Genomic DNA, 20,328 nt, shown 5'->3' on the forward strand with positions numbered 1-20,328 from the left:
GCCTCCGAGACCCAACGCCGCCGGGCGCTACCGCGATGGCTGCACACCTACAATCACCACCGCGGCCACACCGCACTCGGCGGACAACCACCCGCCAGCCGCGTTCCCAACCTCACGGGACAGAACAGCTAGCCGGCCGGCGGACCCTCTGATCCGTCCACCTCGTCCAGGTCGTCCAGGTACGCCAGGGAAGCGGCGAAGTCGGCGCGCGGCGGGACGAAGATGTCGATGTTGACGCACGGCTCTTCGAGCGGCTCGATGTAGTGCTCCGCGCCCCGCGGCACCAGCAGGAACGTCCCGGCCCCCATCTCGTGCGGGACGCCCTCCACGTAGTAGTTGCAGCGGCCCGAGGCTATGTAGACGAGCTGGTCGAAGTCCTCGTGCCGGTGCGGGTTGAGGTCCATGCCGACGTCGAGGGCGTGGTGGGCGACCATCACCTCGTCGGTGGAGTAGACCCGGCGCCGCACCCCCTTGCGCAGCTCGGTCTCCGGCATGTCGGCCCAGCCGATCACGCGGTTGTAGAGCTTGGCGTTGCGCCCGCTCCCGTTCCCGTTCGCGTTGGCGGTCATCCGTTCCCTCCTCTGCCGGCCGCCGCGTCCAGTCCGGCGGCCAGGATCTGTACGTCCGAGCCCGTCACCAGGTAGCGCGCGGCGGCGAGCCCGTGGGCTCCGGCGGCGGTACGGGACGGCGCCCAGCCGCCGAACGCGACGCCGTGCCGGCGGGCCGCCGCCTCGATCTCGGCGACGGCCGCGCGCAGGCCGGCGCTCCCGGGTTCGGCGCCCAGGCTCACCGCCAGGTCGGTGCCGCCGACGAAGACGGCGTCCAGACCGGCGATCACCTCGTTCCAGGGGTCGCCGCGGCCGTCCCGCCACCAGGGCGTCTCGATCTGGCCGACGAGCAGCGGCGGATCGTCCCGCTCGGTCGCCAGGAACGCCCCGAGCCCGCCGGCGCCGAACCCGGCGGCGCGGTTGGCCAGGCTGACCGAACGGGCGCCGCCGGGCGCGAAGCGGGTGGCGCGGACGAGCGCGCGCGCCTGCGCCGCCTCGCACAGCATGGACAGCTGGAGGCCGGCCGCGCCGTTCTCCAGCAGGCGGCAGATCAGCGGCGCGTCCACCGCCGGGATCCGGACGAGCGCCGGGAGGCCGCCGCGGTCGGCGTGCCGGACGAGGGCGATCGCGTCGGCCTCCGACAGCGCGGAGTGTTCGAGGTCGACCACCACGAAGTCGAAGCCGGCGAGCCCGCACAGCTCCACCACGTCCGGCGCGGGCAGCTTGACGAACGTCCCGGTCACCCGGGTCCCGCCCGCCAGCGCCACCCGCAGCCGCGCCCTCGGGGAGGCCGTCACAGGCCGCGCCACGGAACGGTCTCGACGGGCTCGCCCTTGTGGAGCACGAGCACCGGCTCCAGCCGGGGCGCGGTGATGGTGTTCCCGGCCGCGTCCGGCAGGACGGTCTCCGCGGTCTCCTCGACCACGGTGACGTGGGCGGGGCCGCCGGGCTCCAGCCGCCCGTACCCCTCGGTGTCCAGGCCGAGCAGCCGGGCGGGCCGCACGGTGGCGCGGGTGACGGCCTCGGTCAGCGGCATGCCCAGCGCGACCAGCTTCGCCATGCTGGTCAGCAGGTCGAAGACCGGGCCGCGCCAGTTGCGGGCGCTGGTGTCGGAGCTGAGCACGTCCGGGTAGAAGCCCCGCGCGATGGCGCGGCGGGCGACCTCGAAGCTGAGGTTGCTCTTGCCGTGCGCCGAGTCGAACAGCACGCCGCGCTCGCGCGCCTCGGCCACCGCGGGCTGGATCGCGTCGCCGTCCAGGATGCCGTGCGGCTTGCCCGTGTAGCAGTGCGCGACGACGTCGCCCGCGCGCAGGTGCTCCAGCACGGCGGGCAGCGGCTCGGACGTCTCGCCGATGTGGACCATGAGCGGCAGCCCGGCCTGCTCGGCGACGTCGATGGACTTCTTCAGCAGCATCCGCCAGTTGTCGCCGACCACGTCCTCCGACAGCCGGATCTTGAAGCCGCGGACGACGTCGGGGTTGGCGGCGGCGGTCTCCAGCGCGTCGTCCGGGACGAGCGTGTCGGGGTTCAGCAGCTCGCCGAACCGGAAGTCGATGAGGCCGAGCACCGAGACGTTCAGGAAGTTCGTGATCCGCATCGGCGACGGCTCGACCACCAGCCTGCGGAACGCGGCGAACGTGGAGGCCCCGGCCGTCCCGGCGTCCGCTGCGGCGACGACGCCGCGGCGCAGGTGCGCTTCGTCCGCGGGCGCGCCGACCTTGGAGACGTGCTGGAAGATGTGGGTGTGGCCCTCGACCAGGCCGGGCAGCACCCACCGCCCGGTGCAGTCGGTCACCTCGGCGGCGCCGGCGGCCAGCCCCTCGCCGATCGCGGCGACGGTGCCGCCGCTGATCGCGACGTCGAGCCTGCCCTCGGTGCCGGAGGCGGGGTCGATGACCGTCCCGCCCGTGAGGACGCGGTCGTAGGCGGGCTTGTTCTCTTCGGTCATCGAGCGTCTCCCGGTCGGGTGAGGTGGGGGGTTCTGCGGGTCACGTGCGGATCCGGGTGGTCAGCGGCAGGACGCCGTCGATCTCGACCCGCACGGTGTCGCCGGGGCGGAGGAAGTCGCCGCGGTCCTGGCCGGTCCCGGCGGGGGTGCCGGTCAGCACGACGTCGCCGGGGCGGAGCGCGGCGTACCGGGAGATCCGGGCCAGCAGCTCGGGGATCGGGAAGATCATGTCGGCGCTGGAGGAGTCCTGGCGCGGCTCGCCGCCGACCCGGCAGCGCACGCCGATCGCGTCCGGGTCGGCGATCCCGTCGCGGCCCAGCAGCGAGGCGCCGAGCGGGGTGAAGCCGGGGAAGCTCTTGGCCAGGACGGGCGCGGCGGTGCGCCGCATGACGTCGCGGGCGGTCAGGTCGTTGGCGGCGGTGACGGCCGCGACGGCGGGCCAGCACTCGCGCTCGGCGGCGCGGTCGAGGGTACGGCCGATCACGACGGCGATCTCGGCCTCGTAGTCCATCTCGGCCGTCTGCGCCGCCGGGATCCGGACCCCCGCGCCGGGCCCGCACACCGATGCGGGCGCCGCCAGGTAGAGGACCGGTTCGTCCGGTATGGGACGGCCCGTCCGCTCGGCCTTGGAGTGGTAGTTCAACCCGACGCCCCACAGGGCGCGGGGCCGGGGGACGGGGGCGCGCAGCTCGGGCGCGGCGTCGTCCAGGGGGATCCGGCGGACGACCCGGGCGCCGGCGAGGGCGTCCAGCGAGCCGGTCGCCTCGATCACGGCGGCCGCGTCGGGGTACGGCGCGTCCAGCACGGCGACGGCGCCGTCCTCGATCCGGCCGAGCCCCGCCGACGTCATCACGATATGCACGACGTCATCTTTCGATGCGAGATGGATCTCTGTCAAGCAATGGGAGACGCCGTCTCGCAATGCAACATGCTGGTGTGCGGGCAGCATCGTGCGCACCGCCCGGCGGCATGCCGGACGGTGCGCGTAATCGCAGGTCAGCCCTGTTGCGAGGGGGCCTCGGCGAGCTGCCGGGTCACGTCGGCGCCGTCCCAGTAATCGACCCGGCGGGCGATGAGACCGTCGGCGTCCACCCACAGCCGGAACACGCCGCGGACCCGTACCGGCGCGTTCCCCGCCGACACCAGCCGGAACGACATCTTGTAGGCGAGCACCGCGCGCACGTCCCGGACGACCAGATCCTCCAGCTCGTACCTCAGCCCGGCGAAGTCCGCCAGGAAGCCGTCCAGCCGCTCCCGGTACGCGGCGCGGCCCGTGACGTCGCGCCCCAGCGCCGAGGTGTGCTCGCTGACGAAGTCCGCGGCCACGCAGGCCGCGACGGCGTCCGCGTCATGCCGGTTCAGCGCGCCGAGGTAGCGCAGCGCCGCCGCGCGGGTCCGCTCCTCCACCCGCGCGGCGGCACCCGGCCCGGCCGGGCACGGTTCGGTGGTCAGGACCCGCCCCACTTCTCCCGCACCGTGTCGAACACCCGCTGGTCGTGCGAGATCTCGATGACGTTGCCGTCCGGATCCTTCAGCGCGCAGATGTAGCCGACAGGGTCCGGCATCTGGCGCGGCTCCCAGTGCAGGCAGCCCAGCTCGCGGGCCCGCTCGGCCAGCTCGTCGACGTCGGCGCGCTCCGGCACCTCGATCCCGATGTGCGCGAACGGGTGCAGCAGCCCGAGCCGCCCGCCCTTGTCCTTGTTGAACGACACCAGCACCAGCACGAACGGCGTCTCCACCTGGCCGGCGTTCGACAGCCACGCGCTCTCGCCGTCCGCGTCCTTGAAACGCTCCAGGACCACCAGCGGGGTCAGCGAGGTGTAGAAGTCGATCGCCTTGTCCAGATCGCCGGTCGGCAGCGCGACATGCGTCCAGCGCGCGGCGGTCAGTCCGGTCACGTGGTCCTCCTCGGATCGTCCGGGCGCGCCGACCGCGCGCCCGGTGCACTCGTACAGGTCAAGCCGTACCCCGCTCGAACGCCTTGCCCAGCGCCCGCGGCTCCCGGTCCTTGGTGGCGAACAGCAGCATCGCCAGCAGGGCCAGCAGGTACGGCGCGACGATCAGGAGCTGGGAGTTCAGCGTCACGCCCAGCGCCGGCAGCGCCAGCCGCATCGCGTCCGCCAGCCCGAACAGCACGCAGCCCAGCAGCGTGCGGCCCAGCCGCCAGGCCCCGAAGATCACCGCGGCGATCACGATGAACCCGCGGCCCGCGGTCATGTTCTGGCTGAACGAGCCCACCTCGCCCACCGCCAGGTAGGCGCCGCCGAGCCCGGCCAGCAGCCCGCACCACAGCAGCGCCTGGCGGCGCCGCGCGTTCACGTCGATGCCGGTCACGTCCGCGGCCCGCGGATCCTCGCCGACCGCGCGCAGCTCCAGCCCCCACCGGCTGCGCTCCACCAGCCACCAGGTCAGCGGGATCACCGCGATCAGCAGGTACACCGGCCACCGCTCGACGAACAGCACCGGACCGATCAGCGGGATGTCGCGCAGCACCGGCACGCTCACCTGCCACACCTGGTGCCCGGTGAACGCCCCCGTGATGATCAGGTAGCTGGTCAGGCCCAGCACCAGCGTGTTCAGCACCAGGCCGACGACGAACGTGTTCACGTTCGCGCGGTGCGACAGGTTGCCGTGCACGTACCCGACGAGCAGGCCGACCAGCATCCCGGCCGCCAGCCCGGTCGTGGCGCTGCCCGTCGCGGACGCCACCGCGATCGAGCCGAACGCCCCGCCGAGCATCATCGCCTCGACCGAGATGTTCACCGTCCCGGCCCGTTCGGCCAGGTACTCCCCGCACGCCGCGAACGCGAGCGGCACCGTCAGCCGCGCCCCGCTCGCGAGGATTGTGGAGATGTTGTCCGCAGCGCTCATGACGCCACCGCCTCCTTGGCCTCGGATGCCTCGACCTCGGCCTCCGCCGCCGCGGCGCCGCGGCTCTCGCGCCGGCGGCGCAGCGCCTCGATGAGGACCGGCGGGACGACGAACGCCAGCACCAGCAGCGACTTGACCACGTCCACCAGGAAGTGCGGCACCCCGGTCGACGCCAGGAACCCGCCTCCCGACCGCAGCACGCCGAACAGCAGCGCGACCGGGATCGCCATCAGCGGCCGGTTCCGCGCGACCAGCGCCACGAGCAGCCCGTCCCAGCCGATGTTGCCGGAGATGCCCGGCTGCAACCGGTTGGTCCCGACCGGGCTGGCCAGCAGCACCGCCCCGGCCAGGCCCGCGAACGCGCCCGACACCGCCAGCGCCGTACCGCTCAGCGCCGCGACCCGTACCCCGGCGTGCCGGGCGGCCCGCGGGTTCAGGCCGAGCATCGACAGCCGGAAACCCCACCGGCTGCGCGCCAGCAGCACCGCGATCACCACCGCCGCCACCAGCGCGATCAGCAGCCCCCCGTTGACCTGGAGGCCCGGATACTCGCCGAACGAGCCCAGCAGCCCGTTCTCCGGCAGCTTGTTCGACTGCGGCGAGACCGTCGCCTCCCCGCGCCGCGTCTCCTGGAGCAGCCACGGCGTGTTCACCGCGTACGCCAGGAGCTGCTGCGCCAGAAACGTCATCAGCAGCGTGCTCACCACGATGTTGACGCCGCGCACCCGGTGCATCAGCGCGCTCAGCCCGGCCCACGCCCCGCCCGCCAGCGCCGCCGCGAGCAGCGCCACCACCAGCAGCGACGGCCCCGGCAGCGCCAGCCGCAGCGCGATCCACGCCCCGGCCAGCGCCCCGACGAGCACCTGGCCCTCCTGGCCCAGGTTGAACACGCCCGCCCGGACGCACACGCACGTCCCGACCGCGACCAGCAGCAGCGGCGCCGCGTACAGCAGCGTCGAACTCCACGCCGACGGCCCCGCCAGGCTCCCCTGGTACAGCGCCTCCACGGCCCCGGCCGGAGACCCGCCGGTGACCGCGACCAGCAGCGACGAGACCAGCAACGCCAGCCCCACCGCGAGCACGGTCGCCCCCGCCACCTGCGCCCCACCGGCCGGCGCGTTCAACACAACGCTAACCCGCCTTTCACTCAAGCTGTGCCCCCCGCGAGCCTCCAGGGCGCCTTCAGGCACCGCCTTCCCTCGTCACTCGTCCCTCGCTCCTCAGTCCAGGCGGCACCGCGCCCCTCCGGCTCGCTCAAGCTGTGCCCCCCGCGAGCCTCCAGGGCGCCTTCAGGCACCGCCTTCCCTCGTCACTCGTCCCTCGCTCCTCAGTCCAGGCGGCACCGCGCCCCTCCGGCTCGCTCAAGCTGCGACACCTCCGACCAGCATGCCGAGGCGTTCGGCGGTGGCTTCGGCGGTGGGGAGGACGCCGGCGACGCGGCCGCGGGAGATGACCGCGATGCGGGACGCCAGCGCCATCACCTCCTCCAGCTCCGTGCTGATCAGCAGCACCGCCACCCCGCCGGACGCCGCCTTGCGCAGGCGCAGGTACATGTCCTCGATGGCGCCGACGTCCAGGCCGTGCGTCGGCTGCGCGGCGACCAGCACAGACGGGTCCGCCGACATCTCGCGGGCCAGCACCACCCGCTGCTGGTTGCCGCCCGACAGGCTGCGGACCGGGGCGTCCAGCGACGGCGCGACGATGTTGAACTCCGCCGCCAGCCGCCGCGCCGCCTCGTACACCCGGCGGCGGTCGACGAGGAAACGGCCGCTGACTCCGTCCAGGGACTTCATCACCAGGTTGTCGGCGACGCTCATGTCCAGGACGACGCCGGAGGCGTGCCGGTCCTCCGGAACGATGCCGAGCCCGGCGCGGTGCAGCGCCCCCGGCCTGGCCGGCTCGATCGGCTCGCCGTTGATCTCGACCGTTCCGGCGGCCGGCTCGACCAGCCCGGACAGCAGGTCGCCCAGCGTGGCCTGGCCGTTGCCCTCCACCCCGTACAGGCCGAGGATCTCGCCCGGCGCGACCTCCAGCCCGAAGTCGTCGAGCAGGGTCACGCCATCGGAGCGGACGGTGATGCCCGAAAGGCGGAGCGCGGGCTTCGCCGCGGGTTCCGGTACCTCGGCCTGGGGCCTGCCGCGGCGCTCGACCGGCAGCATGCCCAGGGCCGCGGCCTCGGCGCGCAGCGAGACGTCCCGGCCGACCATCCGGCGGGCCAGCTCCTGCGGGGTCGTGTCCGCGGTCCGGCAGTGGAACGCGACCTTCCCCCGGCGCAGCACCGTCACCCGGTCGGTGGCCGCGGTGATCTCGGCCAGCTTGTGGCTGATCAGCACCACCGCGCGGTCCTCGCCGCGCACCACCTCGCGCAGCACCCCGAACAGCTCCGCCGACTCCGCCTGGGTGAGCACCGACGTGGGCTCGTCCAGGACCAGGACGGACGGATCGCGGCGCAGGCACTTGATCAGCTCCACCCGCTGCCGCTCGCCGGCCGACAGCCGCGCCACCGGCGCCAGCGGATCGATCGGCAGCCCGTACCGGCGGCCCACCTCCGCGACCTGCTCGCAGGCCGCGGACCGGTCGATCCGCCCGGTGTCGCCGAGGATGACGTTCTCCCAGACGGTCAGCGGCTCCACCAGGCTGAAGTGCTGGTGGACCATGCCGATGCCGAGCGCCATCGCCTCCTGCGGGCCGGTGACGTCCACCGCGCGGCCGTCGTGGTGGATCGTTCCCGCGTCCCGCCGGACCAGGCCGAGCAGGATCTTCATCAGGGTGGACTTGCCCGCGCCGTTCTCGCCGAGCAGGCCGTGGATCTCGCCGCGGCGCACGGTCAGGTCCACCGCGTCGCAGGCCCGTACCGCGCCGTAGGACTTGCCGATCCCGCGCAGCTCCAGCGCGGGCGCCCGTTCGGTCATGTCACTTCCCGAGCCGCTCGACTTCGCCGGTGGCGTTGATCTTTCCGCTGGCGATGTCCTTCATGTACGTGTCGATCTGCTTCTGCGCGGCCGGGTCGGACTTGCAGAGCTTCACCGTGGGGAACGGGTCCTTGCCGATCGTCCACACCTTCTCCACGCCCATCGCCAGCTTCCCGGCGTCGAACTGCCTGAGCGCCTCGGTGAAGTAGTCGCCCGGGCTGAACAGGACGGAGACGTCGAACCGCGGGTTCATGGACGAGCAGCGGTCGGTCCCGGGGGTGAGCGTGATGAGGTTCTTGGTGTTGGCCAGGCCCGCGGCGGCGTCCGTGGACCCGCCCAGGTACGGGTAGACGGCCTGCACGCCCTGGTCGATCTGGGCCTGCACGGCCTCCTTGGCCTTGGCGGCGTCGTTCTGGTCGCCGGCGTAGGTGGTGGTGACGGTCGCGTTCGGGACGATCGAGCGGATGCCCGCCTTGAACGCCCGCGACGCGGCGACGTTGAAGTCCACCTCCTCGCCCGCGATGAACGCGGCCTTCGTGGCGCCGCGCGCCTTCATCAGGACGCCGGTCGCGTACCCGGCGACCAGGATGCTCTGGTCGGCGTCGTCGGTGGACAGCATGATCTTCGGGGTCTGCTGGACGTTCCCGGACGACGGCACGTACCAGGCGGTCTTCGCGCAGGCCGCCTCCTCCGACGCCGGGATCGCGTCCTTCAGCTCGGAGGCGCCCAGCGCGACCAGGTCCACCTTCTGCTGGCACAGCGCGCGGGCCGCGCTGAGCGCCTCGGTGGTCGGGACGCTGCCGCGCTTGATGATCGTCCAGCCCTTGGACTTGGCGAACGCGTCCGCGCCGGTCACGAAGCTCTCGTAGTAGCCGTTGTCGTTGATGTCGCCGGGGCTGAGCACGCCGATGACGACCTTGCCGTCGCCGTTGACGTCGGGCTCGCCGGGCAGCACGCCGCCCGCACCGCCGCCGGCGGCGGCGTCCGGGTCGGCGGTGGCGTCGGTCTCGGCGCAGCCGGCCAGGGCGAGCATGCCGGCGCACGCGAGTGCCGCGCCCGCGATCCGTACCGCTCTACGGTTCTTCACCTCAGGGGTCCTTTCGATCGGACGGTGCGAGGAGCAGGGGGGAGCTGGGGCGGGGTCTGGGGGCCGCCGGCGGGGATCACCGGCCAGCGGCTCGGGGCCTGCAAGCCGGCGGCGCGCAGCAGCGCGGCCGACCGTTCGGCGGCCTCGCGGCGCAGGTCGCCGGCGTCGACGGTGGTGAGCCGGCGGTCGCGCACGACGATCCGGCCGCCGACGAGGACGTCGCGCACGGTGTGGCTCGGCGCGCCCCACACCAGGTGCGTCGCCAGGTCGCCGGGCGGCGCCCAGGCGAGGTCGCGCATGTCGAGGACGACCAGGTCGGCGGCCTTGCCGGCCTCGATCGACCCGATCGTCGCGCCGAGCCCGACGGCCTCGGCGCCGGCGCGGGTGGCCAGCGCGAACGCCTCGTCGGCGCGCAGCGGCCAGGTGCCGCGGTCGTTCTCCAGGCCGGCGAGCAGCGCGGCGGCGCGCAGCACGTCGGGCGCGTCGCCGGCGTTGTGGGCGTCGCAGCCGAGCGCGACGCGGCCGCCGCGCCGGACCAGCTCGCCGTGCCGCCCGGCCCGCGCGTACCCCTGGCCGAGCCGCAGGTACGCGCCGGGGCAGGACGCCACCGCCGTCCGGGTCTCCAGCACGGCGTCGACCTCGTCGCCGTCGAGCCAGACCGCGTGCCCGAGCAGGAGCCGCGGTCCCAGCACGCCGAGGTCGCGCAGGTGGACGAGCGGGCGCTTCCCGGTGCGTTCGAGGTAGGACGCGGCGTCGCCGGGCCCGGGGGACATGTGCCAGGTCATGGTGGTGCCGAGGCGTTCGGCGAGTTCCGCCGCGCCGGTGAAGAGCGCGTCGCTGGCGAGGTCGTGGCCGACGAGGGTGATCCAGCCGGTCACCGGGCCGTCCTGCGGGAGGCTCCGGACGATCTCCTCCTGGCGGGCGAGCGCCTCGGCGGCGGGCAGGGAGTACGGGACGCCCGGCGCGTCCCAGCCCCACCCGCCGACCCGGCCGCGGATCCCCACGGCGGTCATCCCCGCCGCGACGCGTTCCGGGTGGGCGACGGTGCCCGCGTCCAGGACGGTCGTGACGCCGCGCAGCAGCGACTCGGCGGCGGTGAGGGCGGCGGACACCTCGTCGTCGTCGCCGGTGACGAGGCCGTGCAGCGGCACCGCCCAGTCGAAGATCGCCTCCTGGGAGCCGATGTCGTCCGGGATCACGCTGCGGATCAGCGGGTCGACGGTGCCGTGCTGGTGCGCGTTGACCAGGCCGGGGACGACCAGGCAGCCGGCCGCGTCCAGCTCGGCGGCGCCGGGGTTGGCGGCGCGGAGCGTCCCGTACGGGCCGATCGCGGCGATCCGGCCGCCGGCGACCGCGATGGACGCGCCGGTGACGACCTCGCGTCCCGGTGCCATCGTCACCACCGTCGCGCCGGTGACCAGCAGCTCGCCCGTGCCGGGGGGCTCCGCGCCGGTCATGGGCGGACCAGGACCTTGCCGATGGCCGCGCGCGACTCGGCGGCGGCGGAGGCGGCGGGCAGCTCGTCCAGCCCGTACTCGGCGTTGCGGACGACACGCATCCCGCCGCCGAAGTACGCGGCGAGCATCGCGGCGAAGTCGGCCTCGGTGTAGGCGCCGGAGCCGAGGAGCCGGAGCCCGCGGTGGTAGACGCCGGCGAGGGAGAGGGTGACCTCGTCGCCGGTCGTGTTGCCGAACGTCACCAGCCGCCCGCCCGCGCGCAGCGCGTCCATCGAGGTCCGCCAGGTGGCCGCGCCGACATGGTCGAGCGCGACGTCGGCGCCCTCGCCGCCGGTGAAGCGGCGGACGGCGGCGACCACGTCGGCGTCGTTGCGCAGCAGCAGGTCGGCGCCGAGGTCGGCGGCGAGCGCGAGCTTGGCGTCGCTGCCGGCGACCGCGACCACGCGGGCCCCGGCGCGCTTGGCGAGCTGGACGGCGGCGATGCTGACCGCGCTGGCGGCGGCCTGCACGACGACGGTCTCGCCGGCCGCGATCTCGCCGACCGTGAGGGCCGCGTGCCAGGCGGTGCTCCAGGCGGACGGCAGCGCGGCGGCCTCGGCGAGGTCCACGTGGCCGGGGACGCGGTGGGCGAGCCGCGCGGGCACCACCACGAACTCGGCGAAGCCGCCCGGAACGTTCCCGCCGACGACGCGGACCGAGGCGCAGTGCCCGGGGTCGCCGGCGGCGCAGCGGCGGCAGGTGCCGCAGCCGAGCGTCGGGTCGATCACCACGCGGTCGCCGGTCGCGAGCCCGCCGGCTGCCCCACCTACTGCTTCGATGTGGCCGGCGACGTCCATGCCCGCGATGTGCGGGAGCCGGAACCGGGGCAGTACGGCGGGGCCGCGGCGCTGGAGGAGGTCGAGCCGGTTCAGCGCGCAGGCCCGGACCCGGACGAGCACGTCGCCGGGGCCGGGAACCGGGTCGGGCACGTGCCGCAGCGACACCACCTCCGGGCCGCCGAACCCCGTCTGGACCAGTGCTCTCACCAGGACCTCCGGCCGATCGCGCGCGCCGCGCGCCTCGGTTGATCACCGTCAACTCATCTCGCATTGTGAGTCGGTGACTCGCAATGTGAGGCAACTCTGAACCTCGTCCCCGGTGCGTGTCAACACCCCCGGGAGAAACTCCAGGCACCCGTAACCACGGCGTAACAGGGCAATCCACGCAGGAAACGGCGGCCGATCATGATCGCCTCATGAGCTGGCACGTTCCATCTACGCCACCCATGCCACCCGCATCACCCGCGGCGAGAGCCCGCCGGTCCGCCTCAGCGGTCGAGCAGCCGCACCGCGACCGCCTTCTCCTGCGTGTACTCGCGCAGCGCCGCGTACCCGCCGCCCGCGCTGAACCCGCTGTCCTTCTGCATGTTGAACGGGAAGCCGATCACCCCGGCGTCATGGAACTGGTTCACCGCGACCTGCCCCGACCGCACCGACCTGGCCACGCGCAGCGCCCGCGACACGTCGTCGGTCCACACGCACGCCAGCAGCCCGAAACCGGTGTCGTTCATCATGTCGACGGCCTGCGCCGTGCCGCTGAACCCCTGGACGGCCAGCACCGGCCCGAAGACCTCCTCGCGGACGACGCGCATCCCGGGATCCACGCCGTCCAGCACGGTCGGCGCGACGAACCAGCCCTCGCCCGGCACCTCGGCCTTCGCGCCGCCGACGACCACGCGGGCGCCCTCGCCCGGCGCCTCCTCCAGGAAGCCGAGCACCCGTTCGTACTGCTCCCGGCTCACCAGCGGGCCCATGTCGAGATCCTGCTCCCAGGTGCCGAGCCGTACGGCGCGCATGCCTTCCACGACGCGTTCGGTCACCTCGGCACGGATCGACTCCTCCACCAGGAGGCGCGAGCCCGCGTAGCAGTTCTGCCCGGCGTTCTCGGTGATGGAGCCGACGATCGCCGGGATCGCCGCGTCCAGGTCGGCGTCCGCGAAGACGACGTTCGGCGACTTGCCGCCCAGCTCCAGCTTGACCGGCACCAGGTTCGCGGACGCGGCGCGCATCACCGCCCGGCCGGTGGCCGTCGAGCCGACGAAGCTGATGTGGCCGACGTCCGGGTGGGAGGTGAGCGCGACGCCCGCCTCCGTGCCGAGGCCGGTGACCACGTTGAGCACGCCGGGCGGGAACCCGGCCTGGCGGGCCAGCTCGGCCAGCGCCATCGGCCCGAGCGGGGCGATCTCGGACGGCTTCAGCACGACGGTGTTGCCGGCCGCGAGCGCGGGCGCGACGTTGGCCGCGGTCAGCAGCATCGGCACGTTCCAGGGGATGGCGACCGCGCACACCCCGTACGGCTCGGGGATCGTGAAGCCCAGGTAGTCGGGCGTCCTGGTGGGCAGCGTGACGCCGGTGAGCTTGTCGGCCGCGCCGGCGAAGTACTCGACGATGCCGTGCGTGATGAAGGCGTTCATCCGGCCGCCGGACAGCGGCTTGCCGACGTCGCGCGCCTCGTACCGGGCCAGCTCGCCGACCCGCTCGATGACCAGCGCGGCCCAGCGGGCCAGCAGCGCGCCGCGCTCGGCGGGCGAGGTCGCGGCCCAGCCGGGGAACGCGCGGCGGGCCGCCGCCACCGCCCGGTCCACGTCCGCCGCGCCGCCCCGCGCGACCTCCTGGATGACCTGCCCGTCCGCCGGGTCGAGGACGGGCAGGCCGCCCTTCTCCGCGGCCGGGATCCATTCTCCGTCGATGAGCTGCCGGGCGACCGGAACTTCGAGTGGGGGCATGCCGGAATCCTTGACCCCGATTATCCCGCATGTCAAGATGCCATATCTTTCTGTGAAATGTGCTCGGGGAGGCCCCATGCGCGTGACCGCCGCCGTTCTCGACCGTCCCGGCGAGCCGTTCGCCCTGCGGGACGTGGAGCTGGCCCCGCCCCGGCCGGACGAGGTCCTGGTACGGCTGACCGCGGTCGGGATCTGCGCCACCGACCTGGAGTTCGCCACGTTCACCGAGGGCCCGGCCGTGCTCGGGCACGAGGGCGCCGGGACCGTCGAGGCGGTCGGCGACCGGGTCGCCGGCCTCGCCCCCGGGGACCCGGTCGTGCTCTCGTTCACCTCCTGCGGCGGCTGCCGGCCGTGCCTGACCGGCTCGCCCGCCTACTGCCTGAGCTTCGACGCGCTCAACTTCAGCGGCCGGCGGCCCGACGGGTCCTCGGCGGTCTCGCTGGACGGCACCGAGATCGACGCCCACTTCCTCGGCCAGTCGTCGTTCGCCGACCATGTCGTCGCGCCCGCCCGCGCCGTCGTCCCGGTCGGCAAGGACGCCGACCTGGCGCTGGCCGGGCCGTTCGGCTGCGGCTTCCAGACCGGCGCCGGCGGCGTGCTGAACGTGCTGCGACCGGCGCCGGGCTCGTCCATCGCGATCTTCGGGGCCGGCGCCGTCGGCGTCGCCGCGATCGCGGCGGCCGCGCTCAGCGGCTGCTCGACCGTCGCGGCCGTCGACCTCAACCCCGAACGGCTCGCCACCGCCCGCGCCCTCGGCGCCACGCACGGGGTGACCGGAGGCGGCGGCGCGGCCGAGGAGCTGCGCTCCATCGCACCGGACGGCTTCGACTTCGCGCTCGACACCACCGGCCGCGCCGACGTGCTCCGCACCGCCGTCGAGGCCCTCGCCCCGCTCGGCCGCTGCGGCGTGATCGGCGTCGGCCCGAGCGAGGAGATGAGCTTCGACTGGCGCAGCGTGCTGAACGGCCGCACCATCACCGGGATCATCGGCGGCGGCGCGGTACCGCAGGTCTTCGTGCCCGAACTGCTGCGGCTGAACGCGGCGGGCCGCTTCCCGGTGGACGGGATCGTCACGCGGTTCCCGTTCGAGGAGATCGGCGCGGCCGTGGCGGCGGTCAAGGGCGGCGCGGTGGGCAAGGCCGTCCTCACCTTCTGAGCCCGCGCCAGGAAGAGCACCCAGTGGCGCGGCTGGGCAACACCGCGCGGAATCCCATGCGCATCTGGAGTCGCGCGACATGACACAACAGCAGGAGCGCTTCGACCACCACTCGGCCGAGTGCAACGCCGATCCGGTCGCCTACTACGCCGCGTACCGGGAGAGCTGTCCCGTGGGCCGCACCGCCGCGCACGGCGGGTTCGTCTACACGACGCGGTACGCCGACGTCGCCCGGATCGCCCGCGACGACGAGGCGTTCTCGTCCTCGCGGGAGGCGACCGGGGTGGACGCGGTCTCCATCGTCATCCCGAGCGGGCCCGGCCTGGAGCAGTACCCGATCGAGCTGGACCCGCCCGCGTCCACCGGCTACCGCGACCTGATCAACCCGCTGCTGACCCCGGCCGCGGTCGACCGGCTGCGGCCGATGATCGCCCGCCACGCGGCGCGGGCGGTGGACGCGTTCATCGAGCTGGGATCGGCCGACTTCGTCCGCGACCTCACCAACCCGGTCCCGGCCGCCGTCACCCTCGACTGGCTGGGCTTCCCCGAGGAGGACTGGGCCCGGCTCGCCGGGCCGATCCACGACATCTTCGCCGCGCCCGCCGACAGCGAGCGCGCGATGCGCGGCGCGCAGGGCCTGGCGTACATGGAGGAGCGCATCCGCGAGCTGGTCCGCGACCGCCGCGCCGCCCCCGCCGAGGACGCCGTCAGCGCGCTCGCCTCCGCGCGGGACGCCGATGGCGAGCCGTTCGCCGAGGACGACCTCGTCTCGGTGATCGGGCTGCTCATCGCCGGCGGCGTCGACACCACCACCTCCCTCACCGGCTCGGTGCTGGTGCACCTGAGCCGCCACCCGGACCAGCGGCGCCGCCTGATCGAGTCGCCCGACCTGCTGGAACGCGCCACCGAGGAGTTCCTGCGGGCGTTCGCGCCGTCGCAGTCGATGGCGCGCACGGCGCGGACCGGCACCGAGGTCGGCGGCTGCCCGGTGCGGGCGGGCGAGCGGGTGCTGATCCCGTGGGTCGCCGCCAACCACGACCCCGCCGTGTTCCCCGACCCGGCCGAGGTACGGCTCGACCGCGACGCCTCGCGGCACCTGAGCTTCGGCATCGGCTCGCACCGCTGCGCGGGCGCCCACCTGGCGCGGGCCATGTTCCGCGAGATGATCACGCAGGTGCTGACCCGGCTGCCGGACTTCCGGGTGCTGGAGGACGGCCTGGTCGAGTACCCGACCAGCGGCAACCAGAAGGGCTGGGACGCGATCCCGGCCGTGTTCACCCCCGGCCCGCGCAGCGCCGGCGCACCGGTCGCGGCGGCCGTCCCGCTCGGCGCCGCGTACGAGATGACCGTGACGCGCGCCGAGCGGACGGCCGAGGACGTGCTGGCCCTGACGCTGGCGCCCGCCGCGGGCGGCGAGGTGCCGCCCTGGGAGCCCGGCGCGCATCTGGAGCTGCGGCTGCCGTCCGGGCGCGTCCGCCAGTACTCGCTGTGCGGCGATCCGGACGACCGCTCGCGCTACCGCGTCGCCGTCCTCCGCGAGCCGGACGGGCGGGGCGGTTCGGAGGAGGTGCACGCGCTCGCCCGTACGGGCACCACGTTCAGCGTGCGCGGCCCGCGCAACCACTTCCCCTTGGTGGACGCGCCGTCCTACCTGTTCCTCGCCGGCGGGATCGGGATCACTCCCGTCCTGGCCATGGTGCGCGAGGCGGCCGGGCGCGGCGCGGACTTCCGGATCGTGTACGGGGGCCGTACCCGCGCCTCCATGGCGTTCGTGGACGAGCTGGCGGCGCTGGCGGGCGACCGGCTCGTCCTGATGCCGCAGGACGAGGCGGGCGTCCCCGACCTGGCGGCGCTGCTCGCTGACGAGGCCGGGCCGGACACGGCGGTCTACTGCTGCGGGCCCGGCGCGATGATCGCGGCGGCGGAGCGGGCGTGCGACGAGCGGGGGATGCGGGGGCGGCTGCACGTCGAGCGCTTCACCGGGGACGACGCGCTGGAGGCGGCGTTCGATCCGGCGCTGAACACCGCGTTCGACGTCCATCTGGCCCGGACCGGCCGCACGCTGCGGGTCCCCGCCGACCGCCGGCTGATCGAGGTGGTGCGGGAGGCGCTGCCCGGCCTGTCGTACGACTGCGAGAAGGGCTACTGCGGCGCGTGCGAGACGCGGGTGCTGGCCGGCGAGCCCGAGCACCGCGACTCGCTGCTCACCGAGGAGGAGCGGGCGGCGGGCCGGACCATGATGATCTGCGTGGGGCGGTGCTCCTCGTCCCGCCTGGTGCTCGATCTCTGATGACGATGCGAGACGCCATCTCGGATCGTGTGACCGTTACGTCGAGTTAACGCGCCCGGAACGCCGCCGCACCACCCCGCGGCGAGCATGCGGCCATGCTCCAGCCCAAGGAAGGCCGCATCGACGGCGCGCACTACCTCCCCACCACGCCCGACACCTGCCTGTGGGGCCGGCTCCCGGACCGGGACCGGCCCCCGGTGCTGCGGATCGCCTCCGGCGGCACCGTCACCATCGACACGCTCAGCCACGAGGGCATCCTGGAGGACCAGGGCCGCGACCCGGTCGCCTACCTCGCCGGCTTCGGCGTTCCGGCGGACCGGGTGCTCGCCGACGCCCGCGACCTCGCCGCCTCCGGCGTCCCGCACGACTACGACGCCGACGGCCCGCACGTGGTCACCGGCCCCATCGAGGTCATCGGCGCCGAGCCCGGCGACGTGCTGCGGGTCGAGACGCTGAGCCTGCTGGTTCGGGCGCCGTACGGGTTCATCAGCAGCCGGCACGGGTACGGCGCGCTGCCCGGCGAGTTCCCCGAGACCGAACCCGACGGCGGGCCGGCGGCCGGCGGCGGCGAGCGCGCGTACAACAGCGTGTGCGAGTTCACCGAGGTCGTCGAGGAGGCCGGGCGCCTGCACGGAACGCTGCCGTACGGCGGCGGCCGCGCCGCGCGCTTCCCGCTGGCGCCGTTCCTCGGGCTGATGGGCGTGGCCCCCGACGCCTCCGGACCCGCCCACTCCGTGCCGCCCGGCGCCTTCGGCGGCAACCTCGACATCAACGAGCTCCAGGTCGGCTCGTCGCTCTACCTGCCCGTCCAGGTGCCCGGCGCCTCGTTCTACGCGGGCGACCCGCACTACGCGCAGGGCGACGGCGAGGTCGCGCTCACCGCGCTGGAGGCGCCGCTGCGCGCCACCCTGCGGCTGACCGTCATCCCGCGCGAGGAGGCCGCGCCGCTGCTGGGCGCGCTCGGCGGGCCGTTCGCCGAGACCGCGACGCACTGGCTCCCGGTCGGGCTGCACGAGGACCTCGACGAGGCGATGCGGCGCGCCGTGCGCGCCGCCGTCGGCTTCCTCGCGACCGTCCAGGGCATGCCCCGGCACACCGCGCTCGCCTACCTCAGCGCCGCCGCCGACTTCGAGATCAGCCAGGTGGTCGACCAGGTCAAGGGCGTCCACTGCCTGATCCGCAAGGCCGACTTCCGCTAGCCCCGGCCGCGGGTCCCGGCCGCCGCGCCGCTAGTCCCGGGCGGCGGCGCCGTCGCCCGGGTGCCCGCCCCCCTCGTCCAGCACGGGGTGCTCGACGAGGGCCAGGACGCGGTTGGCCATGAAGCGCGCCGTCCGCACCGTGGTGCCCGTACGGGTCACCTCGCTGACCTCCACCACCCCGCGCCGGTTGCCGATCTCGACCCGGCGCCCGGCGCGGGTCGCGGCCACCTCGTAGGTCTTCGTCGCGGAGCCCCCGACGTCGACCACGATCTCGACCCAGTCGCCCTTCATCCGCGATGCCCTCCGATGCTCGAACCTATGTTCGATATGTACCCCGGAACGGGCCCCCGCAACCCCCGCCGAACCGCCTGAAAACGCAGGTCAGTTGGCCAGCAGCTGGACGATCGCGGCCAGCCCGACCGCCACGATCACGCCGCGCAGCACCAGCGGCGGGATCTTGCGGCCGAGCTTGGCACCGAGCAGCCCGCCGATCGTGGAACCCACCGCGATCAGCAGCACCACCCACCAGTCGATGTCCGTCTCGCCGAGCAGCCACATGATCGTGAACAGCACCGCCGCGGTGCCGTTGACGATCGCCGCCATCGCGTTCTTGACGCCGTTCAGGACCTGGAGGTCGTCGTCCAGCGCGATCCCGAGCAGCGCGATCAGCACGATCCCCTGCGCCGCGCCGAAGTAGCCGCCGTACACGCCGGTGAGCAGCACGCCGATCCACAGCCCGGGACCGCCGTGCGGGCGGTGCCGCTCGTCGCCGTTCCGGCGGGCCTGCATCCATCCCTGGAGCTTCGGCTGCAGCACCACCAGCACCAGAGCGATCATGATGAGGCCCGGCACGATGATGTCGAAAGCCTCGGCCGGCAGGCTCAGCAGCAGCAGGCCGCCCGCCACCGCGCCGAGGAACGAGGCGGTGCCGAGCCGCAGCAGGCGCCCGCGCTGGCCCTTCAGCTCCTTGCGGTAGCCGTACGCCCCGCTGACGTTGCCCGTCACGAGGCCGAGGTTGTTGGAGACGTTCGCCACCACCGGCGGGTAGCCGAGCGCCACCAGCGTCGGGAAGGTGATCAGGGAGCCGGAGCCGACGATCGCGTTGATACCGCCGGCGGCGATCCCGGCGGCGAGCACCGCGACCGCGTCGAGAACGTTCAAACCTCACCCACTCAGCCACCACGAGTCCGCAATGGGTCACGATGGTAGGGAACGCGCAGATCAGCGCCACGACCGGGGTGCCCCCGGCACGCGCCGCGGGTCAGCGGGCGGCGGCGCGGGCGTACCAGCGGCCGTTCTGCCGCTCGACGGTCAGCGGCAGCCCGAAGCAGTGCCCCAGGTGCTCGGGCGTGAACACCTCGTCCACCTTGCCCTGCGCGACGACCTCGCCGCCGCGCAGCAGCAGCGCGTGGGTGAAACCGTCCGGAACCTCCTCCACATGGTGCGTGACCAGCACCATCGTGGGCGCGCCCGGGTCGTCGGCCAGCCGCGCCAGCCGGTTCACGAGGTCCTCGCGGCCGCCGAGGTCGAGGCCGGCGGCGGGCTCGTCCAGCAGCAGCAGCTCTGGATCGGGCATCAGCGCGCGGGCGATCTGGACGCGCTTGCGCTCCCCCTCCGACAGCGTGTCGAACCGCCGCCGCATCAGGTCGGCGGCGCCCAGCGCGTCCAGCAGCTCCGCCGCGCGCGCCAGGTCGGTCGAGTCGTACTCCTCCTGCCAGCGGCCCAGGATCGCGTACGAGGCGGTCAGCACCAGGTCGATGACGGTCTCACCGGCCGGGACCTTCTCGGCCACGGCCGCGCTCGCGATGCCGATGCGGGGGCGCAGCTCGAACACGTCGGTCCGGCCGAGCTCCTCCTCCAGGATCTCCACCGAGCCCACGGTCGGGTGCAGCAGCGCGGCGGCGACCTGCAGCAGCGTCGTCTTGCCGGCGCCGTTCGGGCCGACGATCACCCAGCGCTCGTTCTCGTTCACCGTCCACGTGACCCCGCGCAGGAGATCGGCGCCGTCGCGCCTGACCCCGACATCGCGGAGTTGCAGTACCTCTCCGGCCATCGCGCGCCTTTGTCCCCAATCTCGCCTTGCCAGGTGATCCGTC

20 protein-coding genes are annotated in these 20,328 nt (G+C 74.1%); 4 read left to right on the top strand and 16 right to left on the bottom strand.

Annotated features, from left to right (window positions below; genetic code table 11):
* A partial coding sequence (locus tag ACA361_RS19435) for an integrase core domain-containing protein (RefSeq protein WP_375014221.1) occupies positions 1-132 on the top strand: 132 nt, incomplete at its 5' end.
* Here the strand turns inward: ACA361_RS19435 and ACA361_RS19440 are convergent.
* From ACA361_RS19440 to ACA361_RS19500, 13 genes are all read right to left on the bottom strand, one after another.
* Positions 129-569, bottom strand: coding sequence for a cupin domain-containing protein (locus ACA361_RS19440; protein ID WP_375013585.1), 441 nt, complete (start codon positions 567-569; stop codon positions 129-131). The genes ACA361_RS19435 and ACA361_RS19440 overlap by 4 nt on opposite strands.
* The gene (locus ACA361_RS19445) at positions 566-1,345 is read right to left on the bottom strand and encodes an HpcH/HpaI aldolase/citrate lyase family protein (protein ID WP_375013586.1); all 780 of its coding nucleotides are present in this window, start codon (positions 1,343-1,345) and stop codon (positions 566-568) included. Before ACA361_RS19445 ends, ACA361_RS19440 begins: the two co-directional genes overlap by 4 nt.
* Positions 1,342-2,496, bottom strand: a complete 1,155-nt coding sequence (locus ACA361_RS19450) for an amidohydrolase family protein (RefSeq protein WP_375013588.1) — start codon at positions 2,494-2,496, stop codon at positions 1,342-1,344. Before ACA361_RS19450 ends, ACA361_RS19445 begins: the two co-directional genes overlap by 4 nt.
* A 40-nt stretch (positions 2,497-2,536) precedes the next feature.
* Complete coding sequence (locus ACA361_RS19455; RefSeq protein WP_375013591.1) at positions 2,537-3,358, bottom strand: fumarylacetoacetate hydrolase family protein; 822 nt, start codon at positions 3,356-3,358, stop codon at positions 2,537-2,539.
* A gap of 134 nt (positions 3,359-3,492) precedes the next feature.
* Positions 3,493-3,960 carry a nuclear transport factor 2 family protein gene (locus ACA361_RS19460; protein ID WP_375013593.1) on the bottom strand — a complete coding sequence of 156 codons (468 nt, stop codon included), beginning with the start codon at positions 3,958-3,960 and terminating at the stop codon, positions 3,493-3,495.
* Positions 3,945-4,394: a VOC family protein gene (locus tag ACA361_RS19465; protein WP_375013595.1), complete on the bottom strand. Its 450-nt coding sequence runs from the start codon at positions 4,392-4,394 to the stop codon at positions 3,945-3,947. The genes ACA361_RS19460 and ACA361_RS19465 overlap by 16 nt, the downstream gene beginning before the upstream one ends.
* A gap of 58 nt (positions 4,395-4,452) precedes the next feature.
* Entirely contained in the window at positions 4,453-5,367 is a 915-nt protein-coding gene (locus ACA361_RS19470; protein ID WP_375013597.1) for an ABC transporter permease, read from the bottom strand.
* The gene (locus tag ACA361_RS19475) at positions 5,364-6,464 is read right to left on the bottom strand and encodes an ABC transporter permease (RefSeq protein ID WP_375013599.1); all 1,101 of its coding nucleotides are present in this window, start codon (positions 6,462-6,464) and stop codon (positions 5,364-5,366) included. The genes ACA361_RS19470 and ACA361_RS19475 overlap by 4 nt, the downstream gene beginning before the upstream one ends.
* Positions 6,465-6,728: 264 nt before the next feature.
* Positions 6,729-8,279 (bottom strand): ABC transporter ATP-binding protein, encoded by a 1,551-nt coding sequence (locus tag ACA361_RS19480; RefSeq protein ID WP_375013601.1) that lies wholly within the window; start codon positions 8,277-8,279, stop codon positions 6,729-6,731.
* Between the two features lies 1 nt (position 8,280).
* A complete protein-coding gene (locus tag ACA361_RS19485; protein ID WP_375013603.1) occupies positions 8,281-9,366 on the bottom strand; it encodes a BMP family ABC transporter substrate-binding protein in 1,086 nt (361 codons plus the stop codon).
* Positions 9,363-10,823 carry an amidohydrolase family protein gene (locus ACA361_RS19490; RefSeq protein ID WP_375013605.1) on the bottom strand — a complete coding sequence of 487 codons (1,461 nt, stop codon included), beginning with the start codon at positions 10,821-10,823 and terminating at the stop codon, positions 9,363-9,365. The genes ACA361_RS19485 and ACA361_RS19490 overlap by 4 nt, the downstream gene beginning before the upstream one ends.
* Positions 10,820-11,848 carry a zinc-binding dehydrogenase gene (locus ACA361_RS19495; RefSeq protein WP_375013607.1) on the bottom strand — a complete coding sequence of 343 codons (1,029 nt, stop codon included), beginning with the start codon at positions 11,846-11,848 and terminating at the stop codon, positions 10,820-10,822. The genes ACA361_RS19490 and ACA361_RS19495 overlap by 4 nt, the downstream gene beginning before the upstream one ends.
* Positions 11,849-12,129: 281 nt before the next feature.
* On the bottom strand, positions 12,130-13,587 hold the full coding sequence (locus ACA361_RS19500; protein ID WP_375013609.1) for an aldehyde dehydrogenase family protein: 1,458 nt from the start codon (positions 13,585-13,587) through the stop codon (positions 12,130-12,132).
* 76 nt (positions 13,588-13,663) lie between these two features.
* Between ACA361_RS19500 and ACA361_RS19505 the strand changes: the two genes are divergently transcribed.
* The 3 genes from ACA361_RS19505 to ACA361_RS19515 all read left to right on the top strand — a co-directional run bounded on the left by ACA361_RS19505 (position 13,664) and on the right by ACA361_RS19515 (position 18,232).
* Positions 13,664-14,743 (top strand): NAD(P)-dependent alcohol dehydrogenase, encoded by a 1,080-nt coding sequence (locus ACA361_RS19505; protein WP_375013611.1) that lies wholly within the window; start codon positions 13,664-13,666, stop codon positions 14,741-14,743.
* 79 nt (positions 14,744-14,822) lie between these two features.
* The gene (locus ACA361_RS19510; RefSeq protein WP_375013613.1) at positions 14,823-17,033 is read left to right on the top strand and encodes a cytochrome P450; all 2,211 of its coding nucleotides are present in this window, start codon (positions 14,823-14,825) and stop codon (positions 17,031-17,033) included.
* Positions 17,034-17,128: 95 nt separating this feature from the next.
* Positions 17,129-18,232 (top strand): acetamidase/formamidase family protein, encoded by a 1,104-nt coding sequence (locus ACA361_RS19515; protein WP_375013616.1) that lies wholly within the window; start codon positions 17,129-17,131, stop codon positions 18,230-18,232.
* Positions 18,233-18,262: 30 nt separating this feature from the next.
* Here ACA361_RS19515 and ACA361_RS19520 read toward each other — a convergent pair whose 3' ends face one another.
* The 3 genes from ACA361_RS19520 to ACA361_RS19530 form a co-directional block, all read right to left on the bottom strand.
* Positions 18,263-18,523, bottom strand: coding sequence for a hypothetical protein (locus tag ACA361_RS19520; protein ID WP_375013617.1), 261 nt, complete (start codon positions 18,521-18,523; stop codon positions 18,263-18,265).
* A gap of 90 nt (positions 18,524-18,613) precedes the next feature.
* Positions 18,614-19,393 (bottom strand): sulfite exporter TauE/SafE family protein, encoded by a 780-nt coding sequence (locus ACA361_RS19525; protein ID WP_375013619.1) that lies wholly within the window; start codon positions 19,391-19,393, stop codon positions 18,614-18,616.
* 100 nt (positions 19,394-19,493) lie between these two features.
* Positions 19,494-20,285, bottom strand: coding sequence for an ABC transporter ATP-binding protein (locus ACA361_RS19530; RefSeq protein WP_375013621.1), 792 nt, complete (start codon positions 20,283-20,285; stop codon positions 19,494-19,496).
* Positions 20,286-20,328 lie beyond the last annotated feature (43 nt).

Source organism: Actinomadura sp. 21ATH (assembly GCF_041951345.1).
Classification (GTDB): Bacteria; Actinomycetota; Actinomycetes; order Streptosporangiales; family Streptosporangiaceae; genus Spirillospora.

Excerpts from the sequence above, each read along its gene's own strand:
- ACA361_RS19440 (WP_375013585.1), bottom strand. The coding sequence starts at position 569 with ATGACCGCCAACGCGAACGGGAACGGGAGCGGGCGCAACGCCAAGCTC.
- ACA361_RS19450 (WP_375013588.1), bottom strand. The coding sequence starts at position 2,496 with ATGACCGAAGAGAACAAGCCCGCCTACGACCGCGTCCTCACGGGCGGG.
- ACA361_RS19470 (WP_375013597.1), bottom strand. The coding sequence starts at position 5,367 with ATGAGCGCTGCGGACAACATCTCCACAATCCTCGCGAGCGGGGCGCGG.
- ACA361_RS19480 (WP_375013601.1), bottom strand. The coding sequence starts at position 8,279 with ATGACCGAACGGGCGCCCGCGCTGGAGCTGCGCGGGATCGGCAAGTCC.
- ACA361_RS19490 (WP_375013605.1), bottom strand. The coding sequence starts at position 10,823 with ATGACCGGCGCGGAGCCCCCCGGCACGGGCGAGCTGCTGGTCACCGGC.
- ACA361_RS19500 (WP_375013609.1), bottom strand. The coding sequence starts at position 13,587 with ATGCCCCCACTCGAAGTTCCGGTCGCCCGGCAGCTCATCGACGGAGAA.
- ACA361_RS19505 (WP_375013611.1), top strand. The coding sequence starts at position 13,664 with ATGCGCGTGACCGCCGCCGTTCTCGACCGTCCCGGCGAGCCGTTCGCC.
- ACA361_RS19510 (WP_375013613.1), top strand. The coding sequence starts at position 14,823 with ATGACACAACAGCAGGAGCGCTTCGACCACCACTCGGCCGAGTGCAAC.
- ACA361_RS19515 (WP_375013616.1), top strand. The coding sequence starts at position 17,129 with ATGCTCCAGCCCAAGGAAGGCCGCATCGACGGCGCGCACTACCTCCCC.
- ACA361_RS19520 (WP_375013617.1), bottom strand. The coding sequence starts at position 18,523 with ATGAAGGGCGACTGGGTCGAGATCGTGGTCGACGTCGGGGGCTCCGCG.
- ACA361_RS19530 (WP_375013621.1), bottom strand. The coding sequence starts at position 20,285 with ATGGCCGGAGAGGTACTGCAACTCCGCGATGTCGGGGTCAGGCGCGAC.